Origin of the sequence: Sedimenticola thiotaurini, assembly GCF_001007875.1 — a bacterium.
Classification (GTDB): Bacteria; Pseudomonadota; Gammaproteobacteria; order Chromatiales; family Chromatiaceae; genus Sedimenticola; species Sedimenticola thiotaurini.
This window is the reverse complement of the sequence record NZ_CP011412.1, coordinates 2,053,390-2,073,290: the sequence shown is the minus strand read 5'-3', so window position 1 is coordinate 2,073,290 and position 19,901 is coordinate 2,053,390. Positions and strand designations below refer to the sequence as shown.

Below are 19,901 nucleotides of genomic sequence, written 5' to 3'. Positions count from 1 at the left end.
GCATGGGTGAAGTCTGACGGATTAGGCAGACGGTCGGGACAGATCGGTTCTGGCAGATTCAGCAGACCGGGAAGAGAAGCATCCCTGAAACAGGTCGGCCAGGTTGCAGAGGAACGGTTTTAATGACCAAAAAGACAGAGAAAAATCTGATAGTCGGGCTGGATGTGGGCACCTCGAAAGTGGTGGCCATCGTGGGTGAGATCAAACCGGATGACCAGATTGAGATCATCGGCATCGGATCGCACCCATCGCGCGGCATGAAAAAAGGTGTGGTGGTGAATATTGAATCCACTGTCCAGTCAATTCAGCGCGCCCTGGAAGAGGCTGAATTGATGGCGGGGTGCGAGATTCATTCGGTACATGCCGGAATCGCCGGTAACCATGTGCGGAGTCTCAACTCCCACGGCATTGTGGCCATCAAGGACCGGGAGGTGACCCATGGCGACGTGGAACGGGTCATTGATGCCGCCCGGGCGGTGGCCATTCCGGCCGATCAGAAGATCCTGCATATCCTGCCCCAGGAGTTCATCATCGATGAGCAGGAGGGCATTCGGGAGCCGGTCGGCATGTCCGGAGTGCGCCTGGAGGCCCGGGTGCACATGGTCACCGGTGCCGTCAGCGCAGCGCAGAATATCGTCAAGTGCGTGCGCCGCTGCGGACTGGATGTGGATGACCTGATCCTGGAACAGCTGAGTTCCAGTTACGCCGTGCTCAGTGACGATGAGAAGGAGTTGGGTGTCTGCCTGGTGGATATTGGCGGTGGTACCACCGATATCGCGGTTTTTACCGAGGGCTCGATACGCCATACCGCGGTGATTCCCATCGCCGGTGACCAGGTGACGAACGATATCGCGGTGGCCTTGCGCACCCCGACCCAGCACGCCGAAGAGATCAAGATCCGGTACGCCTGCGCGCTTACCCAACTGGCCGCCAGTGATGAAACCATCGAGGTGCCGAGTATTGGTGAAAGACCGCCCCGGCGATTGTCCAGGCAAACGCTGGCGGAGGTGGTGGAGCCCCGTTACGAGGAGCTGTTGAGCCTGGTGCAGGCGGAGTTGCGACGTAGTGGTTTTGAGGACCTGATCGCCGGCGGCGTGGTGCTGACCGGTGGCAGTTCCAAGATGGAAGGGCTGATTGAGTTGGCGGAAGAGGTGTTCCATATGCCGGTCAGGTTGGGCGTTCCGCAGTATGTGACGGGATTGGTGGATGTGGTGCGAAACCCGATCTATGCGACGGGAGTGGGATTATTGCTGTTCGGGCGGCAGAACCAAACGGGACGGTTACAGGATATCCCGGGGCATAACAATTTTAAGGCGGTCTGGACCAGGATGAAGAGCTGGTTTCAGGGCAATTTCTGACATTTTTTAAGTTTTCAGGTGGCCGTGTAGCAGGGCCTGGATCATGAGGAGAGAGTGACATGTTCGAATTGATGGATGCATATAGTCAAAACGCAGTGATTAAAGTCATTGGTGTTGGCGGGGGCGGTGGTAACGCCGTCAATCACATGCTCAACGCCAGTATAGAGGGGGTGGATTTCATCTGTGCCAATACTGATGCCCAGGCCCTGAAGAACAGCCAGGTACGTACCCTGCTTCAACTGGGTTCGAATATCACCAAGGGGCTGGGTGCCGGGGCCAATCCGGATGTGGGTCGTGATGCCGCTATGGAGGATCGGGATCGCATCCACGAAGCACTGCAGGGCAGTGACATGGTGTTCATCACCGCCGGTATGGGCGGTGGTACCGGTACCGGTGCAGCACCGGTGGTGGCTGAAGTAGCCCGGGAAATGGGCATCCTGACGGTGGCGGTTGTGACCAAGCCGTTTCCTTTCGAGGGTGGTAAGCGGATGCAGATTGCCGAGAAGGGCATCGAGGCCCTGGGTCAGTATGTGGATTCCCTGATCACTATCCCCAACGAGAAACTGCTGGCGGTACTGGGTCGGGACATGAGTCTGCTGAACGCCTTCAAGTCGGCCAACGATGTGTTGCAGGGGGCGGTCCAGGGGATTGCCGAACTGATCACCCGTCCCGGTTTGATCAACGTTGACTTCGCCGATGTGCGGACCGTTATGTCGGAAATGGGTACTGCGATGATGGGTTCCGGCTCATCCAAGGGTGACAATCGTGCCCGTGATGCAGCGGAGCAGGCGATCAACAGCCCACTGCTGGAGGATGTGAATCTGGCCGGGGCCAAGGGTATTCTGGTCAATATCACGGCGGGTCTGGATCTTTCCATTGGTGAATTTGATGAAGTGGGCAGCACGGTCAAAGAGTTCGCCTGTGATGACGCCACTGTTGTGGTGGGTACGGTGATAGATCCGGATATGAGTGACGAATTGCGGGTCACCGTAGTGGCGACCGGTCTCGGTTCCGTGGGCGAGGAGAAGCTTGCCCAGCCGGCAATCGAAGATCCGGCGCCGGTGAGACTGGTGAACTCCGATGTGGTGGCCCCCGGCCCGGAAGAGTACCGTGAAATGGATAGCCCCACCGTGGTAAGAAAGGCGGCCAAGTCCTATGTGGCTGCAGCACAGGATCACAATATGGATTACCTGGATATTCCAGCGTTTTTGCGTCGTCAGGCGGATTGAAAAATGGGGCTGGGATCAGTCCGTTTTCCAGGTGAGTCAGGGGCTCCGAGGGCGGTATCCTGGCGACAGGATTACTGTTTGCGGCATGAAATAAACTTGCAATAGAGGGGGGAAACTGATACCAATATAGGGAATACCCTAATGGGTGTGGGGCAGGTATTCATCTGACCGATGTTTTAGCCTGATACTATTTTTATCGAGCGCAGTTCGGTTTAGTGGGCTTCAATTTAGCTCAATAGGCGGAATGTGTGATACCATCCGGCTGTTTTAGTGGCTGGAAAGCGGGAATACAGGCAACATGATACGGCAACGTACGCTCAAGAACGTTATACGTGCGACAGGGGTAGGTCTGCATACGGGGGAGAAGGTCTACCTGACTCTGCGCCCCGCAGCCATTGATACTGGTGTGGTTTTTCGTCGAGTCGATCTGGATGAACCGGTCGAGATCGCAGCGCGCCCGGACAATGTGGGGGACACGCGCCTCTCAACTACTCTGGAGCAGGATGGCCAGAAGATCTCCACCGTGGAGCATCTGCTGTCCGCCTTCGCTGGACTGGGTATCGATAACGCTTACGTGGACGTGAGTGCGCCTGAAGTCCCCATCATGGACGGTAGCGCTGGTCCCTTTGTGTTTCTGATCCAGTCGGCTGGCGTGGAAGAGCAGAATGCGCCGAAGCGTTTTATTCGGATTAAGCGCAAGGTGATGGTAGAGGAAGACGACAAATATGCCGCTTTCGAACCGTTTGATGGTTTCAAGGTCTCCTTCGGTATCGATTTCAATCATCCAGCCTTTGCGGAGCGGACCAAGTCGGCCACTATCGACTTCTCCTCCACTTCTTTCGTGAAAGAGGTGAGTCGCGCGCGCACATTTGGCTTTTTGCGGGATATAGAGATGTTGCGGGAGCGGGAACTGGCGCTCGGCGGCAGCATGAGCAACGCCATTGTTGTAGATGATTACCGGGTGCTCAACGAAGACGGCTTACGTTACGAGGATGAGTTCGTCAAGCATAAGATTCTGGATGCGATTGGTGATCTGTATCTGCTTGGGCACAGCCTGATCGGGGCATTCAGCGGTTATAAATCCGGACATGCACTGAATAACAAGTTGCTCAAAGCCCTGATTGCGGATCAGTCCGCTTGGGAAGAGGTCACTTTTGAGGATGGTGACAGTGTGCCCATCTCGTACATGAAACCGGTGCAGGCGAACTGACGACTATTCAGTTGCCTTGGTGGCGTGTTTACTGAGACGTACCAGGGCTTCACTCAGGTCATGATCGTCGATGTCTGCCGCGGTTTGATTAATCAGGAATGCATTTTCTGCGCTCAAATGTCTGATTTTTGAGCGTTTTCGTTCAGGCGGTTTGCTGGTTACCAATACCCGCACTGTGATGCGTTTAATCTCCATGCCTTCGGCGTTTAATCGTCGTACAAGGTCGCGGGAAGTGAAGCGCAGTCGGCTGGCCCAGGTGGATGAGTCGGCGTAAAGCACCAGGCCGGACTCTTTTAGAACCGCTGCCGTGCAGTGTGTATCCATCGGCGGCGGAATCAGTGTACGAAGGCGCTTTAGCAGCAAGGATTGCTCTATGGATTGTTCAAGTAATCCATAGAGTTTGTTTGTGCGTTGAAAATAGTCCTTGATTAGACGCGGTCGTTTGTTCATGGATGAATTGTGTCACGGAAGTCGTTGTCGTGGTGAATTATCTTTTGAACAGGTTTCAATGCTATCCATGAAGATGATGCTACTCTCCAGGTTTTTCCACAAGACGGGCCGTTTGCCGATCGCTTCCGCTGGGTCGCTGGGTATTCTGGTGCCGGCGTTTCTGCTTCTGCTGGGCGGAACTCTCTGGGGTGGTTATCAGTGGGGTGTAAGCGCTTCATCACAGGCGGCCGGCGATACAACCACCGACGTGGTGCGAGATCTGCTGCTGGCGCAACGTGACGAACTTCAGGAGACCAAGGGCCGCACCCAGGATCACCTTGATGCCCTGGCTTTACGGCTTGGTCAGCTACAGTCACATATTCTTCGTATCAATGCGTTAGGTGAGCGGTTGGCTCAGGCCGCCAAGCTTGATGAGGACGAGTTCGACTTCGATGAAGAGCCGGCACGCGGTGGTATTGAAGAGGGGGAACTGGCTCAGTCAGTCAGTCTGTCAGAGCTGGTTGCCGATATGGAGCAGCTTTCCCAGGTGATCACCGATCGCGAGCATAAACTGGATTTGATGGAAGGGCTGATTTTTGACAAGCAGATGAATGAGGCGATGCTTCCGGCTGGCCGACCGGTGGAGAAGGGTTGGATTTCGTCCCGTTACGGTTATCGTAAAGATCCTTTCACCGGCAAGAAGACCTTTCACCGCGGTGTGGATCTGGCCGGTAAAAAGAACTCCAATGTGGTTGCCGTCGCTTCTGGCATTGTCACCTGGATTGGCGAGCGGGGAGGTTATGGCAAGTTGGTTGAGATACGCCATACAGACGGTTACGTAACCCGCTATGGCCATAACAGCAAGATATTGGTGGAGCCTGGTGAATTGGTGACCCAGGGGCAGCCCATCGCCCTGATGGGCTCCAGTGGACGCTCCACCGGCCCCCATGTCCATTTTGAGATTGTCAAAAACGGTAAAACCGTCAATCCATCCAAATACCTCCGCATCAAACGCTAATCCCGCATGTCGGGCAGTTCCAGGGGGCAGAGAAATCCCGGGCGTTTTAGCGCCCGAATTGCATCTAATGCCTGCTATCTTGGCCTTTTTGCGGTATTATCAGCGCTTTATTTTCTGTCCGTCCCGGGCTCGACCGGTGTGGGCCTAAATTCATATCAGCAAGAGTTTTTTCATGGTCAGTAAGATTCTCAGGAAGGTCTTTGGCAGTCGCAATGACCGCCTCATCAAGCGGATGTCGAAGGTAGTTGCCCAGATCAATGCATTGGAGCCGGAGCTGGAGGCGCTTACAGATGACGAGCTGAAAGCCAAAACCGGGGAATTCAGGCAGCGCTTGGAGCAGGGAGCTGAGTTGAACTCGCTGATGCCAGAGGCGTTTGCCGTAGTGCGCGAGGCGGGTCGGCGAGTTTTGAATATGCGTCACTTCGACGTACAGATGATCGGCGGCATGGTCCTGAATGACGGCAAGATCGCAGAGATGCGCACCGGTGAGGGCAAGACGCTGGTTGCTACTCTGGCGGTCTATCTCAACGCGCTGCCGGGCAAAGGTGTTCACGTGGTAACGGTGAATGACTACCTGGCCCGACGTGATGCGGAGTGGATGGGGAAACTTTACGATTTTCTCGGCTTGAGTGTCGGGGTGATCCAGTCCTCCGGTGGTGGCGTGGATGAATCCTCCTTCAGTTGCGATTATTCATACGATGGCAAGAGCGGCGGCTATCTCCACCTGCGTCCGGTGACCCGCCGGGAAGCTTACGCCTGCGATATCACCTACGGCACCAATAACGAATTTGGTTTTGATTACCTGCGGGATAACATGGCATTTAGCGCCGATCAGCGGGTACAGCGGGAAAAGTTCTTCGCAGTGGTGGACGAGGTGGATTCGATCCTGATCGACGAGGCGCGCACACCGTTGATTATCTCTGGTCCTGCCGAGGGGGGGTCGGATCTTTATACCCGTATCGATCAGCTGATTCCCCGTCTGACCAGGCAGGAGCCGATTGAAGCGGACGAGGATGGTAAGCCCGCCTTCGGGCCGGGTGACTACTCGGTGGATGAGAAGGCACGGCAGGTGTTCCTGAGTGAAGAGGGGCATCAGCATGTGGAGGAGATGCTGGTGGAGATGGGGTTGCTGGACCCCGAAACCAGCCTCTATGACACCGCCAATATCAGCCTGATGCATCACGTCACTTCCGCCTTGCGGGCCCACGCGCTGTTCCAGAAGAATGTGGATTACATCGTGCGCGATGGCCAGATTGTCATCGTTGACGAGTTCACGGGCCGGACCATGCCGGGGCGGCGTTGGTCGGAAGGATTGCACCAGGCGGTGGAAGCGAAAGAGGGGGTGGAGATTCAGAAGGAGAATCAGACACTGGCCTCGATCACCTTCCAGAACTACTTCCGTCTCTACAACAAGCTCTCCGGTATGACCGGTACAGCCGATACCGAAGCGCCGGAATTCCTGCAGATCTACGGACTGGAAGTGGTGGTGATCCCGACCAACCGGGATATGATTCGTAAGGATCTGGGAGACCTGGTCTACCTGACCGCCGCTGAGAAGTATCAGGCGATCACCAAGGATATTCAGGATTGTGTAAAACGGGGTCAGCCGGTACTGGTAGGCACCGCCTCCATCGAGACATCGGAACTGATCTCCGGATTGCTGGACAAGGCCAAGGTTCCGCATCAGGTGCTGAATGCCAAACACCATGAGCGGGAGGCCAATATCGTTGCCGAAGCGGGCCGACCCGGGGCGGTGACCATCGCTACTAACATGGCGGGCCGCGGTACCGATATCGTATTGGGCGGCAATCCGGACATGGAAATTGCCGAGCTGGGCGATGCGGCGACACCGGAGGCCATCGAAAAAATCCGCGCGGACTGGAAGCAGCGCCATCAGCAGGTGCTGGAGGCCGGCGGTCTGCATGTAGTGGGCACTGAGCGGCACGAGTCACGCCGTGTCGACAATCAGCTGCGGGGTCGTTCCGGTCGTCAGGGCGATCCCGGTTCGACCCGTTTTTATCTCTCTCTGGAAGACAACCTGATGCGGATTTTCGCCTCCGATCGGGTGTCGGCCATCATGCAAAAGCTGGGTATGGAAGAGGGTGAGGCGATCGAACATCCCTGGGTGACCAAGGCCATCGCCAATGCCCAGAAGAAGGTGGAGGGGCGCAACTTCGATATCCGTAAGCAGTTGCTTGAATACGATGATGTGGCCAATGACCAGCGTAAGGTGATCTACCAGCAGCGGGACGAATTGATGGATGCGGGCGATGTATCCGAATCTATTATCTCCATCCGCCGCGACGTGGTTAATGGGCTGATCGATCGCTACATCCCACCCCAAAGTCTCGAAGAGCAGTGGGATGTCCCCGGGCTGACAGAAGCCTTGAAGAGCGAATACGAGCTGGATTACCCGATCCAGGAGTGGCTCGATGCGGATGACAGCCTGCATGAAGAGACTCTGAGGGAGCGGATCATCTCCCAGATGGAACAGGAGTACGCCGAAAAAGAGGCACTGGCCGGTAGTGAAAATCTGCGCATGTTCGAGAAGGCGGTCATGCTGCAGATTCTGGACGCCAGCTGGAAAGAGCATCTGGCAGCGATGGACTATCTGCGTCAGGGTATTCATCTGCGTGGCTACGCCCAGAAAAATCCCAAGCAGGAGTATAAGCGGGAGGCGTATGAGCTGTTCTCCAACATGCTGGAAGGGATCAAACAGGAGCTTGTCTCTGTCCTGACCAAGGTCCCGGTACAGGCCCAGGAGATGATGGAGATCCCGGAGCTTGAGCAGAATGAAGCCGATTTCCAGTTCCAGCATGAAGCGTTTGGTGGTTTTGACGATGTGGAAGCGCAGCCGGCCGCTGGTGCGGAAGAGGAGCAACAGCAGCCGTTTGTCCGATCAGACCGCAAGATAGGACGCAATGAACCCTGTCCCTGTGGATCCGGTAAAAAATACAAGCAGTGCCACGGACGGATTCAGTAGTTGCCCTTATCCAGAGGGGAATTGCCAGCGAAATAGTGGGGGCGGGATTAAGTAAGCTTGCCCGGCAATCCGCTCCCAGTGACCGGGGATCTCTTTGTCCATCCATTGCCCGGTCAGCGGCTGTCGATGGGCATTAAACCAACAACCGTATTGGCGGAATTGAGTCAATGAGCGAAACATTGGAGTTTTATCCGGTTCCGGGTATTCGGCTTGGCACCGCCGGTGCTGGCATCAAGTACCCGGATCGGGACGACCTGGTCGTCATGGAACTGGCGGAGGGGAGCACTTGCGCGGCGGTTTTTACCCGTAATGCCTTCTGCGCGGCCCCTGTGGTTGTGGCCCGGGAACATCTGGCGGCAGTGATGCCCCGCTATCTGCTGATCAATTCCGGCAATGCGAATGCCGGTACGGGGGATAACGGTCTGCGGGCAGCCCGGGAGGCCTGTAAGGCGGTGGCCGCGGCACGCGCCTGTGCCATCAATCAGGTGTTGCCATTCTCCACCGGAGTGATCGGAGAACCCCTGCCTGTCGATCGTATTGCCGTGGCGGTGCCGGATGCCCTCACTGCCCTGTCCGAACGGGGCTGGGAGAGAGCCGCCCGCGCTATCATGACCACCGATACAGTACCCAAGCTGATCTCCCGGCAGCTGGAGCTTTCTGGCAAGACCGTCACAGTGACCGGCATGGCCAAAGGATCGGGAATGATCCGGCCCGACATGGCCACTATGCTGGCTTATATCGCTACGGATGCCCTAGTGGACCGGCAACTGCTGCAGCAGTGCCTTGAGCGCGCGGTCAAACCTTCATTTAACTCAATCAGCGTGGACGGGGATACCTCCACCAATGACGCCTGTATTCTGGTGGCGTCAGGCGTAAGTGGGTGCTCACCTATTACGGACCAGGCGTCGGCTGATTTTGCAAAACTGTGCGAGGTTGTCGAGGACGTCTGCATGCAGCTGGCCCGGGCTATCGTGCTGGACGGCGAGGGTGCCACTAAGCTGGTGGAAATTCGGGTTGAGGAGGCGGCCAGCGAACAGGAGGCGCGGGATGTGGCCTATACCATCGCCCACTCTCCCCTGGTCAAGACAGCCCTGTTTGCCTCCGATCCCAACTGGGGCCGCATACTGGCAGCGGTGGGACGCGCCGGCATCGAACAGCTGGCGATCGAACCGATTCGGATCTGGCTGGATGATGTCTGTATTGTGCGGGATGGCGGGCGTGCCGCCGACTATAGCGAAGCGGCGGGTCAACGGGTCATGCAGCAGGACCAGCTCTCTATCCGGGTTGCACTGGGTCGGGGTGAAGCGAAGACCCGGGTGCTGACCTGTGATCTCTCCTATGAGTATGTGAAAATCAATGCGGAGTACCGCACCTGAATCCTGTTTCAGGGACCAGGAAGGTTTTGATTGCATGGGGTTAGGATAGGTGATATTGCCGGTCCATGTTGCTGTCGGTGTGATCCAGGACGCCCAGGGGCGGGTGCTGCTAACGCGCCGCGCCGTCAGCGCGCACCAGGGTGGTCTATGGGAATTTCCCGGGGGCAAAGTGGAGCGGGGCGAAGATCTGGCCAGGGCGTTGCGTCGTGAGATACAGGAAGAACTGGGCATTGTAGTAAATACTCACCAACCACTTATACAGATCACCCATAGCTATCCGGACAAGACGGTCCGGCTCGATGTTCACAGCATACAAGACTATTCCGGCACGCCTATCGGGTTAGAGGGGCAGCCGCTGGAATGGGTGTTTCCAGAGCAGTTATCTCAATATGCCATGCCGGCGGCCGATCGACCTATCTGCACTGCCATAAGATTGCCCCAGCACTATCTGATTACCGGCCCTGATCCCCGCAAGCCTGACCAGTTTCTGTTACGTCTGAAGACTTCGTTGGTCCGCGGCATACGCCTGGTGCAACTCAGGGCTCCCGGTTTAAATCCAATCGAATATGCTGCCCTGGCGGCGGAAGCGCGAGCGCTGTGTCGACAATACGAAGCGAAGCTGTTATTGAATTGTCCCGTTCAACTGGCCCGGGAACTGGGCGCCGACGGCGTGCACTTGAACAGTCATCATCTGGCTGAGCTGAGTGAGCGACCACTAACAGACGATAAATGGGTCGCTGCCTCCTGCCATAACCTCAGCGAAGTTCGCAAGGCGATGGCTATTAATGCGGATTTCTGTCAGCTCTCACCGGTACTGGCGACCCGTTCCCATCCAGGGGCTTCTCCCTTGGGATGGGACTCTTTTGCACAAATCGTTGCGTCGGCCAGCATCCCGGTCTACGCCCTGGGCGGCATGGATAGGGGGCATGTCAGAGAAGCTCTGGAACGGGGTGGGCAAGGTGTCGCGGCCATCACTTCGCTTTGGGCTGAGGAAGAGCCCGCCGGGCAGAGGTGACAGGATTACCATTCCAACGCTGTCCCGGTCGGCACAGCGTGCTTCTCGGGGTTTCGGGATTTAACTGTAGTCGTCTTCCGGTGGCAGGAACGGATTTGCCGGCGTTCTGTCGGGTATCCGGTGCTTCTCCTCCAGCCAGTCCCCCAGATCAATCAGTCGGCAGCGTTCGCTGCAGAAGGGGCGTGAACTGGCATTCGAGTGCCAGTCAAAGGCCTTTTTGCAGACAGGACAACGGACGTTTTTTAGCGCTTCAGACATGTTTATTCAGAGTATGCAGCAGTTCAGAAAGAAGGTGGTGTCCAGTTTTGTCTGGGTGGCGCGCTCCTCTTTGGATTGCTCCATGAAGCGGATAGTGAAGCGGTGTTTACCGCCACTGATTTCAGCAAACAGCTGGCTTTCACGGGGCAGTCCGACCCGGATTAGTTGGGCGGGTGACTGGGCATCCAGGCTCTGTTGAAAGAAGCCATTCGGTGCCAGTTCCCGGGTTGGTGTAGTACTGCCGCGAATGAGCGAGAGTAACAGGTTGACAGCGGTGAAGACTGGCTCCAGCGTGTCCCGCCAGGCAACGATCTCCTGATGACGCTGCTCGAAGGGTTGCTGCAACCAGAAGTGATATAGAGGCAGATCGAAAGCACAGCTTCCACCGGGAATACTGCTGCGCTGGGTGATGCTTTTGAGGAATTCGTTTTCCCGCAACTCCTGCCCCAACTGTCCACTATGCTGCTGCAACTTGACTGAGACAGTCTGCAACTCCCGCAGGATCTGATCCAGGCGCTCCTCATGCACATCCGGCATGGCACGGATACCGGCCAAGGTCTCCTGATGGCGTTTGAGCTCCTTGATCAACTCGGTTTTTATATCCGCACGGGAGAAAATCGCCACCATATCCATAAGACTGGTAATCGCGGCACGGCTATCCCAGGTGCTGGACTGGGGAATATGGAAATCAACCTGGCGAAACAGATGCTCCAGACGGAGAAAAGTTCTGGTCTTTTCATTGAGCGGATGCTCGTAAATAATCTTGTCTGAAACGGCTGGTTGCATGAACTGGTGTCTGTCTGTTTTGAGTGCGCCTGACATGGCGCCTGACCCTGACTATAGCTTCATTATACCGGTTCTAACAGTGATAAGCTTGTTAGCCGGCAAGTATAAGATATTTACGGTGGAGCTGTTCAACTCGAATGCGAAGATCATCCAGACTGCCGGAATTGTCGATAATATCATCGGCTCGGGCCAAGCGGCTTTTGCGATCTATCTGTGCGTCGATAATCGATCGGGTCTGAGCCTCACTTGTCTGATCGCGGCGAGTTACCCGACTGAGCTGCAGTTCCGGAGGACAGTCCACCACCAGAACCCGGTCTACGCCCTTGTCCTGTCCGGTTTCAAATAACAAAGGAATGGAAAAGATCGCATAGGGTGTATCCAACGCATCCAGCCGGCGGCGCATTTCGGCGCGTATCCTGGGGTGTAGTATCTGCTCCAGCGCTGTCTTCGCTTGCGGGTCGGAGAAGATGGACGCTCTGAGCCAGGCCCGATTGAGGCTGCCATCCGGGAGCTGGGCCTGTTCGCCAAACTGATCGACAATCTCTGCCAGGGCAGGCTGGCCGGGCTCCACCACTTCACGGGCCACCAGATCGGCGTCAATTACCGGTATACCCAGTGTAATAAAACAATCGGTCACGGCGCTCTTGCCACAGCCGATTCCACCGGTGACGCCAACAACAAACATGGGTCAGGCCAAACCGGCCCACTGAAGGTAGGCACTGTTAATCTGTTCACCCCAGATCAGGCTGATCCAGCCGGCGGCAGCCAGATAGGGTCCAAATGGAATGGGGATATTCCGGTCCCGGCCCCGAATTATAATCAACAGGATACCTACCACTGCGCCAACCACAGAAGAGAGCAGGATCACCTGGACCAGGGACTGCCAGCCAAACCAGGCACCAAACAGGGCGAACAGTTTGAAATCCCCATATCCCATGCCCTCCTTGCCGGTCAACAGCTTGAATAACTGGAATACCAGCCAGAGCGAGAGGTAGCCACAGGCGGCGCCAATGATGGCTGAGTGGCTGTCAGTAAAAATATCAAACAGACTGAGTAGCAGCCCCAACCAGAGCATGGGCAGCACGATGGAGTCGGGCAGCAGTTGCTCGTCAAAATCGATCAGGGTCAGGGCAATCAGGGCCCAGGTCAGCGGGAGTGCCGCCGCCGTCTGCCAAGTGAAACCGAAATGGAGTGCGACGGCCAGGGAAAGCAGTCCGGTGGTCAGTTCGACCAGGGGGTAACGCAGGGAGATGGGCTCCTTGCAGGCTGAACAGCGACCCCGCAGCAACAGCCAGCTGATCACGGGGATATTCTCCCAGGGGCGTATCGTATGGCCACAACGAGGGCAGTTAGAGCCCGGGCGACTCAGGGTCAGGGGTGGGTCGGCTGGTTTGGTAGTATCCTGCAGTTCCAGAAACTCCTGGCACTGTTGCCGCCAGTCGCTCTCCATCATCTTCGGCAGGCGATAGGCCACCACATTCAGAAAACTGCCAATAAACAGCCCGAGCAATGTGCAAGTTACTGCGAAAAGCAGCGGGCTTTGCTGGAATACGGTAATAAAGTCCATTAATGATGGCTTGTTATATAGGCCATTGCGTTATGTTGTTTAAACAACCGATGCCATCTTGAAGATCGGCAGATACATGGCCACTACCAGACTGCCCACCAAGCCACCAATGACCACCATGATCAAGGGCTCCATCAGGCTGCTGAGGGCATCGACGGCGTTATCCACCTCCTCTTCATAGAAATCAGCCACCTTGGAGAGCATGTGATCCAGTGAGCCGGACTCCTCACCGATGGATACCATCTGCACCACCATGTGGGGGAAAAGCTGCTGCTGCTTCATGGTGAGCTGCAGTGACTGGCCAGTGGCCACGTCCTCACGCATACGCATGACGGCATCGCTGTAGACGATATTGCCGGTGGCCCCGGCGACCGATTCGAGGGCTTCCACCAAGGGTACACCGGCCGCAAACATGGTGGCCAGGGTGCGGGAGAAGCGGGCGATGGTCGCCTTGTGGATGATGACCCCGATAATGGGTATCTGCAGGGTCAGCTTATCGATCACGTGGCGCATTTTACGCGAGCGCTTAAAGGAGTAGCTGAATACGTAGACCGATCCAATCACACCTAGCAACATCAACCACCAGTAGCTGTTCATCCATTTGGATATGGAAATGACCATTTTGGTGAAGGCCGGCAAGTCGCCGCCGAAACTGGAAAATAGGCTCTCAAACTGGGGAATGACGAACAGCATGATTAGGATGGTCACCAGAATGGCGACAATAATCACGGCGGCAGGATAAAACAGCGCCTTCTTGATCTTACCCTTGATGGATTCGGTTTTCTCCTTATAGGTGGCAATCTTGTCCAGCAGATCTTCCAACACACCGGCGGCTTCACCAGCCCGCACCAGGTTGCAGAACAGGTCGTCAAAATAGAGCGGATGCTTGGCCAGCGCCTCAGCAAGGGCGGTACCTCCCTCCACATCGGCCTTGATTGACAGGATCAGATCCTGCATAGAGGGGTTGTCGTGCCCGCGGCCGACGATATCAAACGCCTGCACCAGGGGCACGCCGGACTCCATCATGGTGGCCAGCTGACGGGAAAAGATTGCGATATCACCAGGAGTAATCCTCTTTTTGGTGTTGAAAAGGGCTGTAGGCTTTTTCTTCACCTTTAACGGATTGATGCCCTGCCGCCTGAGGTCGGCCCGCACCAGTGCCAGGGAGGCGGCGCGTGTCTCCCCTTTGATCCGTTTGCCGTTCCGGTCGGCACCTTCCCAGGTATAGACATAGGCCTTCTCGGCCTTGGGTGCTTTTTTAACCGCGCTTGCAGTGGCCATATCGCTTAATCCTTGGTAACCCTGTTAATCTCTTCCAGGCTGGTAACGCCTGCCCTGACCTTGTTCAATCCGGCTTCCCGCAGTGTGAGAATGCCCTCGGCTCTTGACTGTTTCTCCAGTTCCAGCGAGTTGCCCCCCTCCATAACCAGCTTTTCCATGGCGGCGGAGATGGGCATGATCTGAAATATACCAACACGTCCCTTGTAACCCATAGTGCAGTGATCACATCCTACGGGTTTGTATACGGTCAGATCGTTCAGTTCATCCTCTTTGAAGCCCTCTTCCAGCAAAGCCTCCCTTGGCAGATCATCGGCAACCTTGCAGTGTTCGCAGAGTCGCCGGGCCAGTCGCTGGGCCATGATCAGGATCACGGAGGAGGCGATGTTGAAGGGTGGAATGCCCATGTTGGCCAGTCGCGTCAAGGTCTGGGGAGCATCATTGGTATGCAGTGTGGAAAGGACCAGGTGACCGGTCTGAGCCGCCTTGACTGCGATTTCAGCTGTCTCCAGGTCACGTATCTCACCCACCATCACGATATCGGGATCCTGACGGAGGAAGGCCCGCAAAGCCTCGGCAAAGGTCAGGCCGGTCCGGGTACTCACGTTGACCTGATTGATGCCGGCTACCTGGATCTCCACCGGATCCTCTGCGGTGGAGATGTTGACCCCCTCGTCATTTAGCATATTCAGGGCGGTGTAGAGTGACACCGTCTTACCACTACCGGTCGGTCCGGTCACCAGGATCATGCCGTAGGGTTTGCGAATGGCGGTTTCAAACAATCGCTGCTGTTCGGGCTCAAATCCGAGCGCCTCAATACCCAGTTGGGCGCTGGCAGGATCGAGAATACGCAGTACCACCTTCTCCCCGTAAAGAGTGGGGCAGGTGTTGACACGAAAGTCGATCGCCCGGTTGCGCGACAGCTTCATCTTGATCCGCCCGTCCTGGGGTACCCGTCGCTCGGCAATGTTCATGCGGGACATCACCTTGAGGCGTGCCGTGAGGCGTGAGGCGATATTGACCGGCGGAGAAGCGATTTCATGCAGAATACCGTCCTGCCTGAAGCGGACCCGGAAGGTCTTTTCGTAAGGTTCGAAGTGGATATCAGAGGCGCCGCTATTAATAGCATCCACCAGCATCTTGTTAACAAAACGGACCACCGGAGCATCGTCGACATCCAGGTCCCCGTCTTTTTTCTGATCATCCTGGTCCTCGGATGAGATATCCAGGTTGTCCAGGTCCGCATCCAGCAGATCAGACATGCTGGTGTCGCTGGCGTCCAGTATTACTTCAATGGCCCGGACCAGTTTGTCCTCTTCCACCACAATGGCTTCAATGGCCAGGCCGGTATGGAACTTGATCTCATCTAGCCCCTGGATATTGGTCGGGTCTGAGACCGCCAGGAAGAGCCGGTTGCCGCGACGAAAGATCGGCAGGGCGTGATGAATGCGGATCAGCTTCTCATCCACCAGGCCGACGGGGGCGGCGGCCATATCCAGGGCCTCCAGCTGAAACAGGGGCACACCAAACTCCTGCGAGGCGGAGAGGGCAATACTGCTGCTGTCGAGCAATTTGTTCTCAACCAGGTAGGAGACGAACTGCTGACGTTTTTTGGCGGATTCCTGAACGGCTTTCTGGGCTATCTCTTCAGACAACAGTTTGTCTTCGACAAGACGCCGCGGCAGGCCGCTCAATGCTATTTTTTGTGTTGCTGTTGCCATCTGTTCCGGGATTTCTGGAGAATGAATGTGGTTGGATCGGTATATTAATACCGTGCAAATGCTTACCTGCTTGAAGCCTATCGGTGGTTCCCAATTATTTCCCCTACACGAGGAAAAACTATACCTTAACCGAATCTAATAATCGATTATAGGTTCTTTTTCAAGTTGATTATATTTTTTTAGACCAAGTTGTTATTTTTTAATGAGTAATTATGGATAATGCTAGGCATTTGTCGATCCTGAGTGATTAATCAAGATTGGTATGTCTATAGTGCCAAAACGGCGGTGATGTACATAGTTAATTCGATTTGCTCTAAGCACCCCGGTGTAGAAAGTTGGGCAATTATTAATCGGTTTTTCCCGTTTGTCGCTGAACGCAGTTTGTTACGGCTAAATGTTGGTAGTTGCGATGGTATCTTTAGATGTGAGTAAGACTCTGCAGGTGAGGATTGCCGACCTGATGTGCCGGCCAACTTGCTCCGCGGTTGCCTGCATTCTGTGGCTGTACCCGATAGAGCTTTGGCCAAGGGGACTCTCAATCAATGCTTAGCAACTGCGAGGTTGGGCTTTGTGATTACTATATAATTCATGTTTGTTCCTGTCAGCAACTTACGTATGTTTGTTAAGGGTCTCTGGGTTCCGTGTGCTCAGATCGAAGTTACTATAGACTTTCAATTTCGGGGTTCTGTAGAAAGGGAAAAGGACAGGCAATCATGAAGACATCCTCCAGTGGAAACATTCGTCATTTAGGTTTGATGGAGCTCCATGATAACTAAAAAAGCGCTAGCCGCTCAAGGAAGACACAAGGGAGATCATGAGGCAAGTAGGGAGTTTTTTAATCATGCCGAGTGGGTGTTCAAGTACGCCAATTGCGTGTATCCCGAAATGCCGAAGAAAGGTTATTTTGGTTAGATCAGAAAAGGACTAAAGGGAGGTTTTCTACCAGCTGTCAAGGTGAAAAGAGAGCTTTATCGAAGATGGGCATGATATGGTTGATTACGTTCATAGATGATGTTGATACATGCCTAAACATGCGATATCGTATGTAATCGGTTTCAAAGAACAAGAATGCAATTTATATAGCTAAATATATCAGGGGGAGAGGGGAAATGTCTGGGGCAGTACTTTTTGGCCAAAGCGTACTTTTATTTGATTGTGGATAGCGGTGAGAAGGTGATGCGGGGTATATCTGACGTGGTCAACCATTTTGTTACACCCAGCTAAGCCGCTTTCTTTATCTCCAGCAATTGCCGCTCGAAGTCATTAGGACTCATATAGTTCAGGTACGAGTACAACCGTCTGTTGTTATAGAACATGGAAATGTATTCCAGAATGTCCTGTTGGGCTGCATAGCGTGTCTGGTAGTTCCGCCAGTGCACCCGTTCCTGCTTCAGGCTACCAAAGAAACTCTCGACCGCAGCATTATCCCAGCAGTCTCCTTTCCTACTCATACTGCCGTGGATACCGTGTGCTGTCAGCAAGCGCCGGAACGCCTTGCTGGCATATGGCTATCCACGGTCCGAATGATGGATCAAACCAGCCCCTGGTCGGCGTTGCCAAATGGCCATCTGCAAGGCATCACAAACCAGTCTAGCCTTCATGCATGAACTCATGCTCCAGCCCACCACCCGACGTGAACACAGATCGATCACCACCGCCAGGTATAACCAGCTCTCCGGCGTCCAGATATAGGTCACATCCGCCGCGTAAACCCGATCTGGCTGGGCCACGTCAAACCCACGCATCAGCAGGTTATCAAACGCCGGCTGCGAGTGGTTGCTGTTGGTGGTGACCTTGTATTTCTTGCGTTGGCGGGCCTGCACGCCCGCCTCACGCATCAGTTTTCTGGCCTTGCTCCGACTCACCGGATAACTCAGCGCATTGAGCGCCTTCTTTATCCGACGGCTGCCATAGGCATGGTCCGCACTCTCAGCGATATCTTTGACCCATTCCAGCATCTCTTGATGCGCGGGATCATCCGGCTTGTTACTCAGACGTTTTCTGTGCTGGTAATAGCCATTACGGGTCACACCCAATACCTGGCATTGCGGGCTGATGGGATAGGCATTCTTATGTTGGGTGATAAACGAGTATTTTACTTCGTTTCTGCTGCAAAGAATGCCGTCGCTTTTTTTTAAGATATCCCTCTCCATCTCAAGGCGTTTCACCTGGGCCTTGAGCTTTCTAATCTCTTCCTGTTCCGGTGTCAGCTTGCCATTGCCGCGAAAGGCCTGGCCATCAACCGACCGATGCTCTTGCACCCAACGACCCAGCATCTGGGCATTGATGCCAAGGTTCTTCGCTGCCTCGGCCTGGCTGTAATTCTGATCAATCACCAGACTGACCGCATCCAGCTTGAATTCTTTTGAGTACTTCTTTCGTGTTGTCATTATTTTTACCTCAGTTAAGTGGATTATGCTTAACTGGGTTGTACAAATCTATTAGACCACCTCAATCCGCCACCCAGAAGAGATGATCGTAGGATGGATCAGTTGAAACTGGTGTGTAAGCTCTTTTCAGTCGATCGAAGAGCCATTAGGTTCGTCAAGAAGATTGTTCTGAGTGTTTGGCAGCTAAAGCTACGGACTTTGCTGGAGGCTTAACTTAAAACCACTAGTGGTAGTTTGCGCTAAGAATAGGGGCGCTGTGTCGCTTAATTTTGAGTGCGGGGAAAAGCCGCCACTGTTGCGGCTATTTGTACAGGGGAGAACGAGAGGGGGTCTCTATCTCTCGCGCGTTGTAAAATAAAAAGCCCCCGACGACGGAGGCTTTAATGGGTTGCCTTACGAAGGCTGGTGAGAAAATGAGTCTTGCTCGTTCTACCTTGCCTTTAGCATTATACTATGCGGTTAGAGAGAACCCTTGCATGAGCCTGGTAGGTATTTAGTGGGCACTGAGCCGCTACCGGTATCACCCGCACACTCAAATCCATAAACCTGGAGGGGGATGTTGGCGGCGGCGGCCGCAACTCCGGGTGCCGTAATCGGTGTCAATACAATGGTCTCACCATCTACGGCGGCATCAATATTTTGGAGTGTTACCGTTATAGCACCATTGGCACTGGTTGAAATTGACGAAACGTATTGGGTTGTCGTGGTTCCTTCCCCACAGCCCCAATCGTCAGCGGCAGGGGCGTTAGCGGCAGTCCCTGTTTGATAGACTTCCGAGATTGTTGTGCGGCATTGACTGGTTGCCAGAATACCTTCTGAGACCTTGGCCTTTATGACATAGTCTTGATAAGCAGGCAGCGCAATGGCCGCCAGAATGCCGATGATCGCAACCACGATCATCAGTTCGATCAATGTAAAACCAGCTTGTGTCTTTTTCATGGGTATCTCCCTTTAAGTGTTAAATATTCTGTGGCAAGTGCCTGTTGGAATATGTCATCCCTTTCATCATGCGGTCCGGCAGTTGCCAGCCCCAGATTACTTGTCTGTTATTAAGCAATGGTCGTGCCAGTTCTTGTAAGCGGTTTACAGTTTATACATAAGTCCTTGAATATTAATGAATGGTACTTGTTCGGCAGGCTGTTCTGTGGTTGCTGGAGCTGGACCGGATTCCGCTATGGACCTTGCTGTGAGTGTCAAAAAGTGACGTAAATTGTCACATTGAAAGAGACAAAAAGTGTCACGGATTGCGCTTATGTGTGGTGATCCTGTGTCCGTGCCGATCT

Annotated in this window: 15 protein-coding genes and 1 pseudogene; 7 read left to right on the top strand and 9 right to left on the bottom strand. The window is 54.6% G+C overall.

Annotated features, from left to right (window positions below):
- Positions 1 to 122 precede the first annotated feature (122 nt).
- The 3 genes from ftsA to lpxC all read left to right on the top strand — a co-directional run bounded on the left by ftsA (position 123) and on the right by lpxC (position 3,797).
- Positions 123 to 1,358 carry a cell division protein FtsA gene (gene ftsA / locus AAY24_RS09405; RefSeq protein ID WP_046859466.1) on the top strand — a complete coding sequence of 412 codons (1,236 nt, stop codon included), beginning with the start codon at positions 123 to 125 and terminating at the stop codon, positions 1,356 to 1,358.
- Between the two features lie 59 nt (positions 1,359 to 1,417).
- Positions 1,418 to 2,587: a cell division protein FtsZ gene (gene ftsZ, locus AAY24_RS09400; RefSeq protein WP_046859465.1), complete on the top strand. Its 1,170-nt coding sequence runs from the start codon at positions 1,418 to 1,420 to the stop codon at positions 2,585 to 2,587.
- Between the two features lie 298 nt (positions 2,588 to 2,885).
- Complete coding sequence (gene lpxC, locus AAY24_RS09395) at positions 2,886 to 3,797, top strand: UDP-3-O-acyl-N-acetylglucosamine deacetylase (protein WP_046859464.1); 912 nt, start codon at positions 2,886 to 2,888, stop codon at positions 3,795 to 3,797.
- A 3-nt stretch (positions 3,798 to 3,800) separates the two neighbouring features.
- On the opposite strand, the gene AAY24_RS18490 is transcribed toward lpxC, so the two are convergent.
- Positions 3,801 to 4,247 (bottom strand): DciA family protein, encoded by a 447-nt coding sequence (locus AAY24_RS18490; RefSeq protein ID WP_082117101.1) that lies wholly within the window; start codon positions 4,245 to 4,247, stop codon positions 3,801 to 3,803.
- A gap of 67 nt (positions 4,248 to 4,314) precedes the next feature.
- On the opposite strand from AAY24_RS18490, the gene AAY24_RS09385 reads away from it, so the two are divergent.
- The 4 genes from AAY24_RS09385 (at position 4,315) to AAY24_RS09370 (ending at position 10,618) form a co-directional block, all read left to right on the top strand.
- Positions 4,315 to 5,244 carry a M23 family metallopeptidase gene (locus AAY24_RS09385; protein WP_052761160.1) on the top strand — a complete coding sequence of 310 codons (930 nt, stop codon included), beginning with the start codon at positions 4,315 to 4,317 and terminating at the stop codon, positions 5,242 to 5,244.
- A gap of 172 nt (positions 5,245 to 5,416) precedes the next feature.
- Complete coding sequence (gene secA / locus AAY24_RS09380; RefSeq protein WP_046859463.1) at positions 5,417 to 8,227, top strand: preprotein translocase subunit SecA; 2,811 nt, start codon at positions 5,417 to 5,419, stop codon at positions 8,225 to 8,227.
- A gap of 167 nt (positions 8,228 to 8,394) precedes the next feature.
- The gene (gene argJ / locus AAY24_RS09375; RefSeq protein ID WP_046859462.1) at positions 8,395 to 9,603 is read left to right on the top strand and encodes a bifunctional glutamate N-acetyltransferase/amino-acid acetyltransferase ArgJ; all 1,209 of its coding nucleotides are present in this window, start codon (positions 8,395 to 8,397) and stop codon (positions 9,601 to 9,603) included.
- Positions 9,604 to 9,652: 49 nt separating this feature from the next.
- On the top strand, positions 9,653 to 10,618 hold the full coding sequence (locus AAY24_RS09370) for a Nudix family hydrolase (protein WP_234422150.1): 966 nt from the start codon (positions 9,653 to 9,655) through the stop codon (positions 10,616 to 10,618).
- 60 nt (positions 10,619 to 10,678) lie between these two features.
- Here AAY24_RS09370 and AAY24_RS18900 read toward each other — a convergent pair whose 3' ends face one another.
- The 8 genes and pseudogenes from AAY24_RS18900 to AAY24_RS09335 form a co-directional block, all read right to left on the bottom strand.
- Positions 10,679 to 10,876: a DNA gyrase inhibitor YacG gene (locus AAY24_RS18900; protein ID WP_082117100.1), complete on the bottom strand. Its 198-nt coding sequence runs from the start codon at positions 10,874 to 10,876 to the stop codon at positions 10,679 to 10,681.
- A gap of 6 nt (positions 10,877 to 10,882) precedes the next feature.
- Positions 10,883 to 11,698, bottom strand: coding sequence for a cell division protein ZapD (gene zapD / locus AAY24_RS09365; protein WP_052761159.1), 816 nt, complete (start codon positions 11,696 to 11,698; stop codon positions 10,883 to 10,885).
- Positions 11,699 to 11,753: 55 nt separating this feature from the next.
- The gene (gene coaE, locus AAY24_RS09360) at positions 11,754 to 12,347 is read right to left on the bottom strand and encodes a dephospho-CoA kinase (RefSeq protein ID WP_046859461.1); all 594 of its coding nucleotides are present in this window, start codon (positions 12,345 to 12,347) and stop codon (positions 11,754 to 11,756) included.
- Positions 12,348 to 12,350: 3 nt separating this feature from the next.
- A complete protein-coding gene (locus tag AAY24_RS09355) occupies positions 12,351 to 13,229 on the bottom strand; it encodes a prepilin peptidase (RefSeq protein ID WP_046859460.1) in 879 nt (292 codons plus the stop codon).
- Positions 13,230 to 13,268: 39 nt separating this feature from the next.
- Positions 13,269 to 14,510: a type II secretion system F family protein gene (locus AAY24_RS09350; protein WP_046859459.1), complete on the bottom strand. Its 1,242-nt coding sequence runs from the start codon at positions 14,508 to 14,510 to the stop codon at positions 13,269 to 13,271.
- Positions 14,511 to 14,515: 5 nt separating this feature from the next.
- Complete coding sequence (gene pilB / locus AAY24_RS09345; protein ID WP_046859458.1) at positions 14,516 to 16,228, bottom strand: type IV-A pilus assembly ATPase PilB; 1,713 nt, start codon at positions 16,226 to 16,228, stop codon at positions 14,516 to 14,518.
- Between the two features lie 1,220 nt (positions 16,229 to 17,448).
- A pseudogene (locus AAY24_RS09340) lies at positions 17,449 to 18,618 on the bottom strand (IS3 family transposase).
- 459 nt (positions 18,619 to 19,077) lie between these two features.
- On the bottom strand, positions 19,078 to 19,557 hold the full coding sequence (locus AAY24_RS09335) for a pilin (RefSeq protein ID WP_046859457.1): 480 nt from the start codon (positions 19,555 to 19,557) through the stop codon (positions 19,078 to 19,080).
- Positions 19,558 to 19,901 lie beyond the last annotated feature (344 nt).